Source organism: Glycomyces algeriensis (assembly GCF_027622855.1).
Taxonomy (GTDB): Bacteria; Actinomycetota; Actinomycetes; order Mycobacteriales; family Micromonosporaceae; genus Glycomyces; species Glycomyces algeriensis.
The window spans coordinates 263,208-279,754 of record NZ_JAPZVR010000004.1; the positions used below are offsets into that span (position 1 = coordinate 263,208).

General features: G+C 71.3%; 17 protein-coding genes and 1 pseudogene. 12 read left to right on the forward strand and 6 right to left on the reverse strand.

Annotation, left to right across the window (positions count from 1 at the left end; translation table 11 throughout):
* Positions 1-11: 11 nt before the first annotated feature.
* Complete coding sequence (locus tag O2L52_RS09850; protein WP_270115208.1) at positions 12-572, reverse strand: TetR/AcrR family transcriptional regulator; 561 nt, start codon at positions 570-572, stop codon at positions 12-14.
* A gap of 91 nt (positions 573-663) precedes the next feature.
* Here O2L52_RS09850 and O2L52_RS09855 point away from each other — a divergent pair, with 91 nt between their 5' ends.
* Entirely contained in the window at positions 664-1,506 is an 843-nt protein-coding gene (locus O2L52_RS09855) for an alpha/beta fold hydrolase (protein ID WP_270115209.1), read from the forward strand.
* A 53-nt stretch (positions 1,507-1,559) separates the two neighbouring features.
* Here O2L52_RS09855 and O2L52_RS09860 read toward each other — a convergent pair whose 3' ends face one another.
* Both O2L52_RS09860 and O2L52_RS09865 read right to left on the reverse strand, forming a co-directional pair.
* Complete coding sequence (locus tag O2L52_RS09860; RefSeq protein ID WP_270115211.1) at positions 1,560-3,107, reverse strand: Hsp70 family protein; 1,548 nt, start codon at positions 3,105-3,107, stop codon at positions 1,560-1,562.
* A gap of 87 nt (positions 3,108-3,194) precedes the next feature.
* Positions 3,195-3,368, reverse strand: coding sequence for a hypothetical protein (locus O2L52_RS09865; RefSeq protein ID WP_270115212.1), 174 nt, complete (start codon positions 3,366-3,368; stop codon positions 3,195-3,197).
* Between the two features lie 118 nt (positions 3,369-3,486).
* Between O2L52_RS09865 and O2L52_RS09870 the strand changes: the two genes are divergently transcribed.
* Entirely contained in the window at positions 3,487-4,251 is a 765-nt protein-coding gene (locus O2L52_RS09870) for an NAD(P)H-dependent oxidoreductase (RefSeq protein ID WP_270115213.1), read from the forward strand.
* Between the two features lie 13 nt (positions 4,252-4,264).
* Here the strand turns inward: O2L52_RS09870 and O2L52_RS09875 are convergent, their stop codons facing one another.
* Positions 4,265-5,350: a DUF5937 family protein gene (locus O2L52_RS09875; protein WP_270115214.1), complete on the reverse strand. Its 1,086-nt coding sequence runs from the start codon at positions 5,348-5,350 to the stop codon at positions 4,265-4,267.
* Positions 5,351-5,527: 177 nt separating this feature from the next.
* Between O2L52_RS09875 and O2L52_RS09880 the strand changes: the two genes are divergently transcribed.
* Complete coding sequence (locus O2L52_RS09880; protein ID WP_270115215.1) at positions 5,528-6,778, forward strand: MFS transporter; 1,251 nt, start codon at positions 5,528-5,530, stop codon at positions 6,776-6,778.
* Positions 6,779-6,788: 10 nt separating this feature from the next.
* On the forward strand, positions 6,789-7,454 hold the full coding sequence (gene nucS / locus O2L52_RS09885; RefSeq protein ID WP_270115216.1) for an endonuclease NucS: 666 nt from the start codon (positions 6,789-6,791) through the stop codon (positions 7,452-7,454).
* 57 nt (positions 7,455-7,511) lie between these two features.
* Here the strand turns inward: nucS and O2L52_RS09890 are convergent, their stop codons facing one another.
* The gene (locus tag O2L52_RS09890; RefSeq protein ID WP_270115217.1) at positions 7,512-7,940 is read right to left on the reverse strand and encodes a hypothetical protein; all 429 of its coding nucleotides are present in this window, start codon (positions 7,938-7,940) and stop codon (positions 7,512-7,514) included.
* Positions 7,941-8,459: 519 nt separating this feature from the next.
* On the opposite strand from O2L52_RS09890, the gene O2L52_RS09895 reads away from it, so the two are divergent.
* The 3 genes and pseudogenes from O2L52_RS09895 to O2L52_RS25310 all read left to right on the forward strand — a co-directional run.
* Positions 8,460-9,548 carry a mannose-1-phosphate guanylyltransferase gene (locus O2L52_RS09895; RefSeq protein WP_270115218.1) on the forward strand — a complete coding sequence of 363 codons (1,089 nt, stop codon included), beginning with the start codon at positions 8,460-8,462 and terminating at the stop codon, positions 9,546-9,548.
* Positions 9,549-9,556: 8 nt separating this feature from the next.
* On the forward strand, positions 9,557-10,078 hold the full coding sequence (locus O2L52_RS09900) for a hypothetical protein (RefSeq protein WP_270115219.1): 522 nt from the start codon (positions 9,557-9,559) through the stop codon (positions 10,076-10,078).
* Between the two features lie 330 nt (positions 10,079-10,408).
* Positions 10,409-10,660, forward strand: a pseudogene (locus O2L52_RS25310) (WhiB family transcriptional regulator); the annotation flags it as partial.
* A gap of 438 nt (positions 10,661-11,098) precedes the next feature.
* On the opposite strand, the gene O2L52_RS09910 reads toward O2L52_RS25310, so the two are convergent.
* On the reverse strand, positions 11,099-11,575 hold the full coding sequence (locus O2L52_RS09910) for a metallopeptidase family protein (protein ID WP_373897043.1): 477 nt from the start codon (positions 11,573-11,575) through the stop codon (positions 11,099-11,101).
* Between the two features lie 76 nt (positions 11,576-11,651).
* Between O2L52_RS09910 and O2L52_RS09915 the strand changes: the two genes are divergently transcribed.
* The 5 genes from O2L52_RS09915 to manA all read left to right on the forward strand — a co-directional run bounded on the left by O2L52_RS09915 (position 11,652) and on the right by manA (position 16,505).
* On the forward strand, positions 11,652-12,086 hold the full coding sequence (locus tag O2L52_RS09915; RefSeq protein WP_270115222.1) for a DUF3499 domain-containing protein: 435 nt from the start codon (positions 11,652-11,654) through the stop codon (positions 12,084-12,086).
* Positions 12,087-12,264: 178 nt separating this feature from the next.
* Entirely contained in the window at positions 12,265-13,644 is a 1,380-nt protein-coding gene (locus O2L52_RS09920) for a phosphomannomutase/phosphoglucomutase (protein ID WP_270115223.1), read from the forward strand.
* 3 nt (positions 13,645-13,647) lie between these two features.
* The gene (locus O2L52_RS09925) at positions 13,648-13,821 is read left to right on the forward strand and encodes a Trm112 family protein (protein ID WP_205326859.1); all 174 of its coding nucleotides are present in this window, start codon (positions 13,648-13,650) and stop codon (positions 13,819-13,821) included.
* A 189-nt stretch (positions 13,822-14,010) separates the two neighbouring features.
* On the forward strand, positions 14,011-15,204 hold the full coding sequence (locus O2L52_RS09930; RefSeq protein WP_270115224.1) for an SIS domain-containing protein: 1,194 nt from the start codon (positions 14,011-14,013) through the stop codon (positions 15,202-15,204).
* Positions 15,205-15,356: 152 nt separating this feature from the next.
* Positions 15,357-16,505 (forward strand): mannose-6-phosphate isomerase, class I, encoded by a 1,149-nt coding sequence (manA, locus tag O2L52_RS09935; protein WP_270115225.1) that lies wholly within the window; start codon positions 15,357-15,359, stop codon positions 16,503-16,505.
* The last annotated feature ends 42 nt before the right edge of the window (positions 16,506-16,547 follow it).

The following is a 16,547-nucleotide window of genomic DNA, read 5'->3' on the forward strand; positions in this document are numbered from 1 at the left end:
CGGCTCCGCGCTCAGGCGAGGGCGGCGTCGAGCAGCACCTCGGCGGCGGCGCGGGCCTGTGCGGCGGCATCGGGGGTGCCCGCGATCGCGGCGGTCGTCTGCGCGCCTTCGGCGAGGATCGCGATCTGCGCGGCAAGGATTTCGGGGCCGCCGGCTTCGCGCACGAGGTCGGCGATGTACCGCTGGAAGGCGTCCTTCTGTTCGCGCACGGTGCGGGCGACGGCGGGGCTGCCGCCGTGCAGTTCGCCGTAGGCGTTGATGAAGGCGCAGCCGTTGAAGCCGGGTTCGCGGAACCAGCCGTCGAGGAAGTCGAAGACGGCGAGGATCTTGCCGCGCGCGGTGTCGGCGCCCGCGGTTCCGGCGGCGATCCCGGCGTTCCACTGGGCGCGGCGGTGTTCGAGCACGGCCGCGACGAGCGCGTCCTTGGAGGGGAAGAGGGCGTAGATGCGCTTGAGTGAGACGCCGGCGGCCGCGCGGACCGCGTCCATGCCCACCGCCTGCACGCCTTGGGCGTAGAACAGCCGGTCGGCGGCTTCCACCACCTGGTTCCTGGCGACTGTGGCGTCGATCATAGAAACTCCCCTTGCCTTGAGAACGACCGTTCTCTATCATAGTCTACATCAGCGGAGAACGACCGTTCTCCTTTACGAAAGGACTGCTGCCATGGGCACCATCACCGTAGGCACCGAGAACAGCACCCCCGTCGAGCTCTACTACGAGGACCAAGGCTCCGGCCGGCCCGTCGTGCTCATCCACGGCTACCCGCTCAACGGCCACAGCTGGGAGCGCCAGACCCGCGAGCTCCTCGCCGCCGGGTACCGCGTCATCACCTACGACCGCAGGGGCTTCGGCCAGTCGAGCAAGGTCGGCGCCGGATACGACTACGACACCTTCGCCGCGGACCTGAACCAGGTCCTCGAGACCCTCGACCTGCGCGACGTCATCCTCGTCGGCTTCTCCATGGGCACCGGCGAACTCGCCCGCTACGTCAAGAACCACGGGCACGAGCGGGTCGCCAAGCTCGCCTTCCTCGCTTCGCTCGAGCCGTTCCTGGTCCAGCGCGACGACAACCCCGAGGGCGTCCCGCAGTCCGTCTTCGACGGAATCGCCGAGGCCGCCAAGGGCGACCGGTACGCCTGGTTCACCCAGTTCTACCAGGACTTCTACAACCTGGACGAGAACCTGGGCAGCCGTATCAGCCAGGAGGTCGTCACCGCGAACTGGAACACCGCCACCACCTCGGCGCCCGTCGCCGCGTACGCCGTGGTGCCCGCCTGGATCGAGGACTTCCGCGACGACGTGACCGCCGTCCGCGCCGCGGGCAAGCCCTCCCTGATCCTCCACGGGGACAAGGACAACATCCTGCCGATCGACGCCACGGGCCGCCGCTTCCACGCCGCGTTCCCCGAGGCCGAGTACGTGGAGGTCGCGGGCGCGCCGCACGGTCTGCTGTGGACGCACGCCGAGGAAGTGAACGAGGCGCTCCTCAAGTTCGTCCGCTCCTAAGCGGCGCAAGCACTTTCGGCCCTCTCCGATTCCGGAGGGGGCCGCTGCGCCGTTCAGCAGGAGTCGCCGCCGACATAGACGTACTGCAGCGTGACCGTCGCATCGGCCGCGGCCTGCGAACCGCCGCTCGGCGTCTGGGCGGTGACCTCGCAGTCGTCATGCTCAGGGGTCCCGGTGTCGCGGCGGCCGCCTTGGGCCGCAACATTGGTGAACCCGGCCTCGGCGAGCATCCGCTTCGCGTCGGTGAGGCTCGCACCGACCACATCGGGCACGGCGACCGTCTCCGCCTGTGCGGAGGAGGGCGGCGCGAACGGGGTCGGACTCGCGCTCGACGCAGCGGCCGAAGGCGACGCGGTCGTCCCGCCCGCCGAAGGAGCAACCTCCCCTGTGGACTCGTCCTGCTCGGTCGCGACCGGCTCGGCGGAGCCCTCCGCATCCGAAGGGGCGGGCTCGGTCTCGGCGACCGTGGTCTCCCCGGCCACCCCCAGCGTGGGCGCGAGGCCGGGGTCGCCGTCGATCTCGTCGACGTCGGGACCGCCGCCGCGGTTGAGGAGCGCGACGCCGGCGAACGAGGCGACGGCGATGACAATGACCATCACGGTCACCAGCACGTCAGGGCTCGTGCGCAGCCGGGCGAACCCCGCGGGCGCATCGGCCGGTTCGCCGCCCTCGCTGCGGATCCGGGCGAGCCCCGCGAGCGCCGCGCCCTCCGCGATCACCAGGTCAGGCAGGTCGGGGCGCACCGGCTCGACGCCGAGGTGATGGCCGAGGACCGCGGCGACCAGCGGCATCCGGCTCACCCCGCCGACCAGCAGCACGCCCGCGAGCTGGTCCGCCTCGACGCCCGAGTCCCGCATCGCCTCCTCGACCAGGTCGACCGTGCGCAGGAGCGCGGGGGTCAGGCAAAGCTCGGCGTCCTCGCGGGTCAAGCGCAGGTCGCGGGCGAGGCCCGGCAGCGAGACCGCGACAGAAGGATGGTCGGTCAGGTGCTCGCGGGCGCGCCTGACCTCGTCGAGCACCTCGGCGCGCAGCGCAGTCTCGGCCGGGTCCCCCGCGCGCGCCCAGAACTCGGGGTCGGCTTGGCGGTGGCGGCTCGCCAGGTGCTCGAGCAGCAGCCGGTCGAACTCGCGCCCGCCGATGTCGTCGGCGCTCTTCGCGGCCTCGACGGTGTAGTGGTCGCTCTCGCGACTCACCACGCCGACGTGGCACGAGCCCGCGCCGATGTTGCAGACCACGATCGGCGCCTGCGAAGCCGCTTCGTCCCCTCGGACCTCCGCGTACTGGCGGGCGGCGGCCTCGGGCTCGGACACGAGGAAGGACGGGTCGAACCCGGCGTTCGCGGCCGCCTCGGCGTGCGCCCGGCGGCGGGTCGACGTCCAGGTCGCGGGGACGGCCAGCACGACGACCGAGGGGTCGTCCCCCGAGAACTCGGCCAATGCCGGATCGTCCGCCCGCACGGTCCCGAAGCGGGTCGTGGCCGGCGACTCCTCCGATCGGGCCTCCCCGCCCTCGGCCCGGTGATCGAGGCGGCGGGTCGACACGGTCGTGGACGAGGACCCGAGGTCGACCCCCACGGCGACTGCTCGGGGTGAGGGTTGCATGCGGATGAGTCTATTGGGTGGAATCGAACCCGTTCAATGGGTGCGGTCGGTCACAGTTTCGCATCCTCTTGCGGCCCTGCGGTTCCCTCAATCCCCGATCTCGGCCTCCATGCGCCGCAGCGCCTCCTCCACCTCGGCGGTCCTCGCGGGCGTCCACTCGACCTCGGGGTCCGGCTCCAAGAACGCGGGATCGCCTACGCCGTCGGGGTCCTCCTCCTCGCCCTCACCGCCTGGCTCGCCACCCGGACCGTCCGCCGCCACCGCACCGCCGCCTGAGCACCTGCGGCCCCGCCGCAGGGCGGGGCCGCAGGGTGGCCCTGGTGGACCCAGGAAAAGCGGACTCTGGTGCGCCCCCGCGTTCCGGGCCAGGCTTACCGGCATGAAAGCACTGATCGTCGCCGCGCACCCCGACGCCAACTCCCTGACCGCCGCGTTGAAGGACCTCGCCGTCCGCACCCTGGAGGCGGGCGGCCACGAGGTCGTCGTCTCCGACCTGTACGCCATGAAGTGGCAGTCGGCGGCCGACTTCACGGACTTCGACGGCATCACCGGGACCGACTTCATGCACGCGTCCGGCACCGCCTACGAGACCGGTCGGCTCGCCCCGGAGATCCGGGCCGAGCAGCAGAAACTGCTCGACGCCGACCTCGTCGTCCTGCTCTTCCCGCTCTGGTGGTTCACCGTTCCCGCCATCCTCAAAGGATGGATCGACCGGGTCTTCACCTACAACTTCGCGTACGGCGCCGCGATCCCCCGCTACGGCGACGGCCCCCTCGCCGGCAAGCGCGCCATGCTCGCCACCCTCACCGGCGGCCGCGCCGGCCACTACACCCCGCGCGGCGTCAACGGCCCCATCGAGGACCTCCTCTTCCCCCTCAACCACGGCCTCCTCCACTTCACCGGCTTCGACGTCCTCCCGCCCTTCGTCGCCCACAGCGCCGTCCACCTCGCCCCCGAGGCCTACGCCGACATCGCCGCACAGTTCCGGCAGCGCCTCACCACGGCCTTCACCACCGACCCGCTCCCCTACCGATCCGAGAGCGGCGGCGACTACACCGCCCTCACCCAGCCAGGCGGCTCCGAACTCGCCCCCGGCCTCGAAACGCCTGGCACCAGCGGGTTCGGCCTGCACCTCGCCGGGTGAGACCGGCAGCGGCTCAGCGGAGCACGGCCGCCAGCACATCGGCCCCCAGCGCCGTCAGATCGGGCAGGTTGAGGCTGTAGCGGACGTACCGGCCGTGCCGCCGGGAGCTCAGCAGCCCCGCCCGGCGCAGGACGGCGAGATGGCGGGAGACCTCCGGGGACGAGAGCTCCCAGGCGTGGGCGAGTTCCCCGGTGGTGTGCGGGCCGCGCGCCAAGGTGCGCAGGAGCCGCAGCCGCACCGGGTGCGCGAGCGCTTCCAGGCGGAGGGTGACGGTTTCCAGAGGGACCGGCGCCGACGGGTGCTCCTCGGCGACGGGGTACTGGACGACCGGCTGCCACCCGGTCACGGTGATCACCACCAGGTGCGGGCGGCCGAAGACGCTGGGGAGGAAGGTGACTCCAGTGCCCTGGGCGGAGACCGCCTTGTCCTGCAGCTTGTCCACGATGATGTGGCCGCCGTCCGCCGACAGCGCGACGGCGCTGGAGATCGAGGCGAGTGCCGCCCCGATGCCTTGGCGCTGCAGCAGGTTGTGCTTCAGGCGCAGGTCGGTGGCGAGGGGCACGGCCGCGTTGGCCCAGGCGTCGTCGAAGAACGCCTCCGCGCACAGCTCGAGGGTGCGCCGCACCCGCGCCCGCACGGCGGCGGGGTCGGCGAGGAGCCGTTCGGCGAAGGCCTCCTGAAGGGCGCCGCGGGCCTGGGCGAGGTCCAAGGCCCGGTCGCGGGCCGCCTCGTCCACGAGGGGCGACGGCGCGCCGAACCGCACCCGGTTGTTGCCGCATGTGGTGATGAGCGCGGCGGTCACGTACGACTCGTCGTCGATCCGGTCCACGTCGTCCAGCTCTTCGGCGAGGGTCAGCCGCGGCCGGGCGGGGACCAGGAATCCGGCCCGTGAAGAGCGCCAGAGGAACTCGGCCTCCCGCAGCCGCTCGGCCAACTCCGGCGGGAGCCCCGCCCAGACGTCCGCGGCCCAGCCGGCGAACTGCGGGTGGTGCGCGGGCTCGGCGAGCACGTGCAGCATCGCGGTCAGTTCGGCCAACGGCGAGGCGGCGAACCGCAGCTGCCCGGGCGCCAGCCCGCCGATGTCGATCTTCAACGTCACGCCCCCATCATCACGGACCGTCCGCGCCGCGGCCGCGGGGGGGGGGGGGGGGCCGGCCCCCCCCCCCCCCCGCCCCCCCCCCCACCCCCCCCGCCCGCCCGGCGCCGCGGCCGCGTCGGTCCCCCACCCCCCCCCCCCCCCACGACCGAACCCGCGGCCGAACGCACCGTTGTCGCCATGGCGACCACCAAACTGCAGCCGCTCGTCCGCGCTTCCGGCGGCCCCCGCTACGCCCTCGCGCTCGCCGTGGACGCGATCGGCACCGGCTTGCTGCGACCTTTCCTGCTGCTTTACGGGATGCTGGTCCTGGAGCTGTCCGCGCCGGTCACCGGCGTCGCGATGACCGCGGGCATCGTCGCTGGCCTGGCGTGCATGCCCTTGGTGGGGCGCTGGCTGGACCGCGGCGCGCGGAGCACCGTGGTGGCGGCGTCGATGCTCATCCGGGTGCTGGGCGTGGCGCTGCTGCTGGCCGCCCCGGCGGGGCACGTCGAGCTGTTCGCGGCGGCGGCGCTCTTCCTCGGCATCGGCAACCAGGCCTGGCCCGCCGCGCACGCGGCCCTGGTGGCCACGGTCGCCCACGGCCGCGAACGCGACACCGCCCTCGCGGCGGGCCGCGCACTGCGCAACGCCGGCATGGGAGCGGGCGGCCTCCTCGCCGCGGCCTGCCTGGCGGGCGGCGCCACCGCGCTCCAAATGCTCGCGGCCGCAACCGGACTCGCCTACCTCACCGCCGCAGCACTCGCCTGGTCGGTCAAGATTCGAACCGACCAGACCGCGGCCCCATCCGAGACCAGCGCCACCGGACCGGTTCCACGTATGCGAACACTCCTGATCGCCAACGTGGTCTACGTCTTCTGCCTCAACATCCCCGAGATCGCGCTCCCGCTGATCCTGGTGACCCATGTGGACGCGTCCCCGATGTGGTCGGCGGCGATCTTCGTGGCCAACACGGTCCTCGTGGTCACCCTTCAGGTGCCGGTCACCATCCTGATGTCCCGCTACTCCCGACGCGCCGCACTGGTACTCGCCGGCGTCGTCCTGGCCGCGTCCTACCTCGGCTTCCTCGCCGCAACCCTCCTGGGCCACAGCTGGGCCGCCCCGGCCATCGCCCTCATCTCCATCGCCTGCACCCTCGGCGAAATCCTCTACGCCGGCAGCGCCACCCCACTCATCACCGCCCTCGCCCCGACCCACCTCCTCGGCCGCGCCCTCTCCCGCTTCCAGATCTCCACCGGCTTCGGCCTCGCCATCTCCCCCGCAGTCATCACCACCCTCGCCGCCCACGGCCCCACCGCCCTATGGGCCTCCCTCACCACAGCAACCCTCCTCGCCACCACCGCAGTCGCCACAGAACAACCCGCCACCCCCCGCACGCGCAAGTCTCAGCTCACCCACGGCACACCCAGCCTCATCGGGCCCGAAAGGTAGGGTCTTCGGCATGCGTTTGTTGGTGGCACGGTGCCAGGTTGATTACACGGGGCGGCTTTCGGCCCATTTGCCCATGGCCACCCGTCTGCTCATATGGAAGGCGGACGGGAGCGTGCTGGTGCACGCCGATGGGGGGTCGTACAAGCCGCTCAACTGGATGACGCCGCCGTGCACGGTCGTCGAGGGCGCCACCGAGTGGACGGTGACCTCGAAGAAGACCGGTGACCAGCTGAAGATCACGATCGAAGAGGTCTTCCACGACTCGAGCCATGAGCTCGGCGTCGACCCGGGGCTGCAGAAGGACGGCGTCGAGGCGCACCTCCAGGAGCTGCTGGCCGCCGACACCGGGCCGCTCGGGAAGGGCTGGTCGCTCATCAGGCGCGAGTACCCGACCGCGATCGGGCCGGTGGACCTCATGTGCCGCGACTCGGACGGGAAGCACGTCGCCGTCGAGATCAAACGGCAAGGTGGCATTGACGGGGTCGAGCAGTTGACCCGGTACCTCGAGCTGCTCAACCGCGACCCGCTCCTCGCCCCGGTCGACGGCGTCTTCGCCGCCCAGACCATCAAGCCCCAGGCGCGGGTCCTGGCCGAGGACCGGGGCATCCGCTGCGTGGTCCTCGACTACGACGACTTGCGTGGCGCCATCGACGAGAGCCAGCCCAGGCTGTTCTAGGCGAACGACGAAGGGCCGCAGCGATACCGCTGCGGCCCTTTCATGTTCTTGGGGGGACTACCCGCCGTAGACGGAGTCCTCGGCGTCGTCCCAGATCTGCTGGCACTCTTCCTGGGTGCCGGCGCCGGAGTCGACGCAGTCCTGGACGGTCTCCTGCTCGATCGTGTCGGCTTCCTCTTCGAAGAAGTTGACGATCCAAACGTTGACCGCGATCGCGACGACGATGGCGAGCAGGCCCGTCACCAGGCCCGTGCCGCCGGTGCCCTTGCCCTTGCCACCGCGGCTGCCGGCCTTGGCCAGCGCGACGATGCCGAAGATGACGGCGAGGATGGCGATCGGGAGGGCGGTGAAGAGGTTCACGCCCGGGATCCACGAGAAGATGATCAGGCCGACGAGGCCGAGCACGAGAGCGGTCACGCCGAAGCCGTTGCCCTGCTTGACGGGGGTGGGCTGCTGCATGGGGGCCGGGGCGGGCGGGTAAGCCACGGGATTTCTCCTAGCGATTTGGAATGATCGGAGGTTCGGGCGGAACAGCGTGGAGTCTAGGGCAGCGACGCAAGTCGCATAACGGTGGCCAACGGGTAAATAGCCGGAATACTGCCCACTTTCACCATTCGGACCAGCGCAATCACTCAGCGTGGTTATTACCGAACGAGATCGATGTTCCACTCTGCGCGACATCGGGATAGCCGCATCGAAATGGGTCTCGTTCGAGAACTGTGGCCGCTCGAACACGCTTAGTGTCTCGCTAGTGGAGTCAATCCGGTTCTCGTCCGGTCGGCGCGGATCCGCCGCGGTCCTTCAGGCCGCTCCAGCGCCCGCGGCCGGCCCCGAATTCGTGGACTCGTCCGCGCGAGAGCGAGGGTCCGCGTGGAAACCGTTGTCATTCCCCGGCGTGCGTCCGAGTTGCCCCGATCTTCACGCCGCCGCAACCGCCGCGTCACCCGGAAGGGCCCGCCGCAGGTGGTGAACGGGCATGTGGGAGCGGCGTGCAAGACTATTGGCATGCTTCACGCGGTGGTCCCCGCGGGCGGTTCCGGAACTCGGCTCTGGCCCCTGTCTCGCGCGCAACGACCCAAGTTCCTGCTCCCACTCACGGGCACGGACTCGTCGTTGCTGCAATCGACCGTCGAGCGGGCACGGCTGCTGTCCGACCCCGACCACGTCTACGTAGTCACGGGGGCGGCCCACGCCGTCGACGTGGCCCGCCAGCTGCCCGAGGTCCCCGGCGACAACATCCTCGTCGAGCCCTCGCCGCGCGACTCGGCCGCCGCGATCAGCCTCGCCGCCGCCGTCATCGCCGAACGCGACCCGACCGCGATCATGGGCGCGTTCGCCGCCGACCACCTCGTGCTCGACGGCGAGGCCTTCGCCAAAACCGTCGCCAAGGCCATGGAGCTCGCCTCCACGGGCCTCCTCATGACCATCGGCATCACCCCCACCGGCCCCGACACCGGCTTCGGCTACCTGCGCCTCGGCCCGCCCGTCGGCCCCGGCTACCAGCTCGGGGCGTACGTCGAGAAGCCCGACCAGGTCTCGGCGGTCGAGTACGTCTCGGCCGGGAACTACCTGTGGAACGCCGGCATGTTCGTGTGGCGGGTGGACGTCTACCTCGCCGAGCTCAAGCGGCACCGTCCCGCGCTGCACGACGCGGTGCGCACCCTCGCCGCCGCCTGGGACTCCAACCGCCGCGAGGCCCTGTTCGCGCAGCTGTGGCCGACCCTCGAGAAGATCTCGATCGACTACGCCGTCATGGAGCCCGCGGCCGCCGCGGGCAAGGTCGGCGTCGTCCCCGGCGACTTCGAATGGCACGACGTGGGCGACTACAACACCCTCGGCCAGGTGCTCAAGGCCAACGACAAGGTCGGCAACGTCATCGTCGAGCCCCGCGGCTCCGGCCAGACGCTCCTGACCGAGTCGAAGCGGAACGTGGTCGTCCCGGCCGCCGGGCGGCTCATCGCCACCGTCGGCGTGGACGACCTCATCATCGTCGACACGCCGGACGCACTCCTGGTGTGTCCCAGGGACAGGGCGCAGGAGGTCAAAGGCCTGGTCGAGGAACTCAAGCAGGCCAACCGAACCGATCTGGTGTAATGACCCGCATGAAGCTCGGGTCACGCCAACGGTCGGTCCTCGCCGGCCTGCTCCTCGCCCTCGCGATCGTCGTCATCGCGGTCGCCCTGTCGCAGTGGCTGTTCGGGGTCGGCCTCGACCCGCGCGACGACACCCTCCGCCGCGCCGCCGGAATCGGCTACAACGACGCGGCCCGCAGCACGCTCTTCTCGATCCTCCCGGTCGCCCTTCCCGCGCTCGCGGCGTTCGTCGCCCCCGACACGCGACCCGGACGGGTGACAGTCCGCCTTACCCGTCTCGTTTATGTCGCCTACCTCGTTATCGGTGTACTGCTGGCACTGTCGGCAGCCCGGTACGGATTCGACGATGCCAGGCAGCTGATTGAGGAAGGACAGGTCTTCATCGACACCCGCGCCGCCGTGGAGCGCCTACTGCTCGACACGGTGTGGCTGACGCTGGCCGTCATCGGCCTCGTCGCAGTGCGATGGAAGGGAACTCGCGAGCGATCCTCCACTCCTGGACCTGTCAAGACAAGTCCCCCACAAGCGTGAGTCTGAGGGGTCCTTCCATCATTCAGTTCACTGTGCGCTATCGTCTGATATCGAACCGTGACCGAAAAGCGATGAGCACTCATCGTCCATAGCGACGAGTAATGGCGGTGCGGCCCCATCTACAGGCCGCCCGCGGGCACCGGGCTTCACCAAGAAGCACAACCAATGCAGGACAGGCACCAGCGGACGACCGGCTCGTCCGCAGTAGGGCCGTACGCGTTTCAGGGGAGGGGACGCGTCCAGCCCGCCATCCGCATCCCGGTGCAGCGCAAGTGATTGCAAGGGGGGAGCACCGGTTCTGCCGGTGCGCGAACGAGGAGGCGGACGCATATGGACGGCCGTGACTACTTGGCCGACCTGTTGGGTAACGTTCCGGAGTGGCAGGCTCGCGCATTGTGCGCGCAGACCGATCCGGAGGCGTTCTTCCCCGAAAAAGGGGGGTCCACGCGGGATGCGAAACGCATCTGCGCGCGGTGCGAGGTCAAAGAGAACTGTCTGCAGTACGCACTCGACCACGATGAGCGCTTCGGCATCTGGGGCGGGCTCTCCGAACGGGAGCGCCGCAAGATCAAGCGCCAGGCGCGCGAAGCGGCACGGCGGCGCACCGAGCGCCTGCCGGTGGTGGTGTGTTTCCCGAGCCCGATGATCAACCCCGCGCTGGCGTCGGAGGTCGTCTTCGCGGCCGAGCAGCGCCATGCCGAACCCGTCCTGGTCGGCGGCGGCATCGGCGCCCAGGTGGGCCTGCTGGAGGAGCTGGTCGGCGCCCGCATGCCCGCGCCGGTAGGCGAACTCGCGGAGGAACCGGTCGTGCAGGAGCGCATTCCGGTCGCCGCATAAGCACATCCCTACGAGCGAGCGGTGGGGGCGGGACGTCGATGTCCCGCCCCTGCGCCGCCGCTCAGGCCGGCAGCGGCGAAACATGAAACAGGATATTCCCGATTTGTCCCCTTAGGGGACCCCTGATCTAACACTACGTCCCGGGTACGACACGATCTGCTTCGAACAAGAAGCGAGCCCACCTCAGAACTCCAGGTCCTCGGGCGGCAGGTTCAGCAGGGACGCGAGCTGCTCGGCGAGCACCGACCGCACCAGCCCCTCCATCTCGGCCTTGCCCTCGGCCCGCAGCTCGATCGGCCTGCGGTACAGCACGATCCGCGGCGAGGCCGCCACCGTGCCGGGCTGCGCCGGGTACAGCTTCGAGAGCGGCACCCCGCGGTCCTCCACGATGTCCGCGTCGTAGTTCTGGGACTCCGGCGGCACCTCGTCCACGGCGAACTCGATGTGCCGCAGGTCGGTGAACTTCGAACCCAGGGACTCCGCCAGACGGCGCTCGATCTCGACCACCGAATCCATCACCAGCGCGTCGAACTGCTCGACGTGCGTGCGACGCAGCGGCAGGGCGCGGGGCGCCAGCGGCCCCCGCATCCCCCGTCCGTGTCGATCTCTGCGCATGGGGAAACCATAGCGTTCGCGCCCGACGAATTCGGGCCCCGCGATCGCGATCCGGACAATTCCGCATCGGACCACAGTTCAGCGCCGCTGACTTCGCCACCGCGAGTGGTAGTTTCGTGGGGTGAGGTCGGATCGGCGTTGCTCCCGGAACGGCTGCCGCCAGCCTGCGGTGGCCACTTTGACATATATCTACTCGGATTCGACGGCTGTGGTCGGCCCGCTCTCCACGACGCGGGAACCCCACAGCTATGACCTGTGTGATGCGCACGCCCGGCGCCTCACCGTGCCCCATGGTTGGGAACTGGTCCGCCATCAAGGCGATTACACGGTGCCCATGCCCACCGACGACGACCTGGTCGCCCTGGCCAACGCCGTGCGGGAAGCCGCCGTGGGCGACAGGCACGAACTCGAGCCGCCCGAAGCGGCCCCCATGGCAGGGGGCCGGTACAACGAGGCCGATGCGTCTACGCGCCAAGGGCTCCGCCCCGCCGCGCCCCAGATCGGTGCCCGGCGTCACCTCCGGGTGGTGTCCGGCGACGAGGACCTACAGCGCTAGTCTCGTCACGGGGCGGCCTCCTGCGACGGTGCCAATGCACGGCTCGCAAGCAGCCTTGGCGAAGCTCGTTCATGGCTCGCAAGCAGGCTCGGCGAAGCTTGCGAGCCGTAGATGAGCATCGCCGAGAGTGCCGGGCGTCTCCCCACCGGACCCGCAACACCGGAAAGGCGGCAACTGAGTGGCACCCAGACTCAGCGATTTCGTGAAGGCCTACGACGTGCGCGGACTCGTCGGTTCGCAGCTCACACCCGAGGTCATGGAAGCGATCGGAGCGGCCGCCGTGGCCGTCACCGGTGAGAAGACCTGGGCCGTCGGGCACGACATGCGCGACTCCGGCCCCGGCTTCGCCGCGGCCTTCGCGCGCGGCGCGACCCGCGCCGGCGCCGACGTCATCGAGGCCGGGCTCTGCTCGACCGACATGCTCTACTTCATCGCCGGCCAGCGCAACGTCGCCGGCGGGATGCTCACCGCCAGCCACAACCCCGCCGAGTACAACGGCCTGAAGCTGTGCCTCCCGGGCGCGCGCCCGATCGGCCTCGACACCGGTCTGGCCGACATCCGCGACAAGGCCCAGGCGATCCTCGACGGCGAACCGGCCCCCGAAGCGGCAACCCCCGGAACCGCCACGAGCGAGGACTTCCTCGCCGCTTACGCCGAGCACCTGCGCGGGCTCGTGGACCTCTCGAAGATCCGCCCGCTCAAGATCGTCGTGGACGCCGGCAACGGCATGGGCGGGTACACCGTTCCCGCCGTTCTCGGCGACCAGCTCCTGGCCGGGCTCCCGCTCGAGATCGACGAGCTCTACTTCGACCTCGACGGCTCCTTCCCCAACCACGAGGCGAACCCGCTCGAGCCGGCGAACATCGTCGACCTGCAGGCCCGTGTCCGCGAGGCCGGCGCCGACCTCGGCCTGGCCTTCGACGGCGACGCCGACCGCTGCTTCGTCGTGGACGCCGACGGCGAGCCCGTCACGCCATCGGCGATCACCGCGCTCATCGCCACCCGCGAGCTCGTGAAGCACCCCGGCTCCGCCGTGTGCCACAACCTGATCACCTCCAAGGCCGTCCCCGAGATCATCAGTGAGCACGGCGGCCGCCCGCTGCGCACCCGCGTCGGCCACTCCTACATCAAGGCCGTCATGGCCGAGGAGAACGCCGTCTTCGGCGGCGAGCACTCCGCGCACTACTACTTCCGCGACTTCTGGTTCGCCGACACCGGCATGCTCGCCGCGATGCACGTCCTCGCCGCCGTCGGCGAAGGCGACCGCAGCGCCGCGGACCTCGGCAACGAGTTCGTGCGCTACGCGCCCTCGGGCGAGATCAACTCGAAGGTCGCCGACCCGCACGCGAAGATCGAAGAGGTCGCCGCGCAGTACGCTGCACGCGAAGGGGTCTCGACCGACCGCCTGGACGGCCTCACCGTCACGCTCGACGACGGCTCGTGGGCCAACCTGCGCCCGTCCAACACCGAACCGCTGCTGCGCCTCAACGCCGAGGGCCCCGACCAGGCGTCAATGGAGCGGCTGCGGGACGACATCCTCCGCACCGTAAGGAACTAGCCCATGCCCGCCACCGCGCCCAAGCCAGTGCTCCTCGAACTGCTGCGCTGCCCTGAGCCCCACCACGCCCCGCTCTCGTACGACCGCGAGGCGAACGCGCTCACCTGCTCCGAGTGCGCCAAGGTCTTCCGGGTCGAGGACGGCATCCCCGTGATGCTCCTCGACGGCCCGGAGTAGCCCGCCCCGCTCGGCTCCCGGACCGAGGAATGCAGGCGGCGGCGAGGACCGCAGGCGGCGCCTGCGGGCCGCCTCCGCGAGGCTCGCGGCCCGGCGAGCGCCTGCTCGGCGAAGCCCGTGAACGTGAATCTGTACCGCCCGGCAATGAAGTGAACCGTCGAGGCCGCACCGGCCAAGGAGGAGTACACCATGGGTCTTGAGGACGACGGCCTCGCCGGGATCACCGGCGACCGGCTCCCCGACGAGCGTCGCATCGAAGGCGACCTCAGCGAGTCCATCCGGCCCGGCGGCGCCCTCTGGGCGCTCGCCTCGGCCGGACCGCAGCTGCGCGAATCGGCCGCGCTCGCCGCCGACGCCGGCCTCACCGCGCTCGCCGAGGAGGGCCGCCCCCGGGCGGTCGTCGTCGCGGGCGTCGGCACCGCCGCGCGCACCGGCGACATCCTCGCCACCGTCGCGGGCCCCCGCTGCCCCGTGCCGATCCTCGGTCACCGGTCCGCCGGCGTCCCCGGCTGGGTCGGCGCGGCCGACGTGGTCATCGCCGTCTCCGCTTCGGGACGCAGCCCGGAGGCGCTCGCCGCCGCCGAGGCCGCCGCCCGCCGCGGCGCGCGCCTGGTCGCCATCGGCGCCCCCGACTCGGAGCTGCAAGCCCTCGCCGAGCGCGCCCGCGCCTCGTTCGTGGCCGTCCCGCGCCGCGCCCCGGCGCGCCTGAGCCTGTGGGCGCTCACCGTCCCGGTGCTCATGGCCGCCAGGGAACTCGGGCTCGTGAACCTCGTGGAGGCCGACATCGCCGAGACCGCGCGGCGGCTCGACGAGGACGCCGAGCGCTGCCGCCCCGACGCCGACGCGTACGTCAACCCGGCGAAGGAGCTCGCGATGAACCTCGCCGGTTCGATCCCGGTCGTGTGGGGTTCGAGCCCGCTCGCGGGCGTCGCGGCCCGCCGCTTCGGCGACATGCTCGCCGCGAACTCCCGCTACCCGGTGGTCTCCGGTGAGCTCGGCGAGGTCGGCCGCGGCCGCGTGGGCCTCCTCGACGGCGTGTTCGGCTCGCTCGCCGAAGGCCAGACGGACATCTTCGCCGATCCCGAGGACGACGAGCTCACCCGCCTGCGGATCGTGCTCATGCGCGACGACGGCCTCGACGGCGACGACACCGGCCCCATGCCGGACGTGCGCCGAGCCGAAGCCGTCGCCGACCTGGCCTCGCGCCGCGGCGTCCGCTGCGACGTGCTCCCCGCCGAGGGCGGCTGCTCGCTCGAGCGGCTCGCCTCCCTCATCGCCGTCCCCGACTTCGCGTCGGTGTACCTGGCGCTCGCCCACGGCCTCGACCCCATGCGGGTGCCGGCCGTCTCCGAGATGAAGGACGCCACCCTCGGGTCGGATTAGCGGGTCAGCAAGGGCCGCAACGCTTGCAGGGCCGCGGACGGCGATGCCGTCCGCGGCCTTCCGCGTACGGCGCTCGGACGGGCCGGGGTGGCGGGCCGCGCGGGCCGAACCGTTAGAGTTGAGGCCTTCAACCCGAACAGTGAGGAGCGGCGGTGCAGGGGCTCTACGGTGTCATCCGCAACTACGCGTGGGGATCGCAAGTCGACATCGCCCAGCTGCAAGGCCGGGAGGTGCCCGCCGACCTCCCCGAAGCCGAGGAATGGCTCGGCGCCCACCACAGCGCCCCCTCGACCCTCCACGACGGCCGCCCGCTGGACGACGCCATCGCGTCCGCGCCCGCCGAGATGCTCGGCCGGCGCGCGCTCGACCGCTTCGGCCCCAAGCTGCCGTTCCTGCTGAAGCTGCTCGCGGCCGGCAAGCCCCTGTCGCTCCAGGCGCACCCGAACCTCCGCCAGGCCAACTCGGGCCACCAGCGCGAGATGCGCATCGGCATCGACGCGGCCTACCGCAACTACGTGGACGACAACCACAAGCCCGAACTCCTGGTGGCGCTCACCGAGTTCCGCGCGATGTGCGGCTTCCGCGACCCGCTCGCGGCCGCCGCCGACATCGAGGCGCTCGGCGTCCCCGAGCTCGCGGCGCTGTGCGCGACCCTGCGCGACCCGAAGGCCGGCCTGCGCCGCGCCGTCCCGGACCTGCTCGGGCTCGGCCGCGAGGAGTGCCGGGGCATCATCGACGCCGCCGCGAAGGCCGCCGCCGAGCTGGAGACCGCCGACGCGGCGGACCTGGTGAACCTGGCCCGCTCCTACCCCGACGACCCGGGCGTCCTGGTGAGCCTCCTGCTCAACCACATCACGCTCCAGCCCGGCGAGGGCGTGTACATGCCCGCGGGGAACCTGCACGCGTACCTCAAGGGGTTCGGCGTGGAGATCATGGCCGCGAGCGACAACGTGCTGCGCGGCGGCCTCACGAACAAGCGCGTGGACGTGCCGGAGCTGCTGCGGGTCCTCGACTTCAACGCGATCGACGAACCGCGCGCGCTCGTCGAGGACGCCGGGCCGGTGCGCTCGTGGCCGGTCCCGATCGCGGACTTCGCGCTGCGGCGCGTCGAGCTCACGGGCGAGCCGGTCCGCATCGACGTCGACGGCCCCCGGATCTGCCTGAGCACGGGCGGGAGCGTCACCGTCGCGGACGACCAGGGCGAGGTCGCCCTCTCCCCCGGCCGCGCGGCCTTCTCGCCGGGCACGGCCGGTCCGGTCGTGGCCAGCGGCGAAGGCGAGCTGTTCATCGCGAGCGCCTAGGCGCCCAAGACGAAAGATCGGCCCCGGCACTCTTGGCGTAGC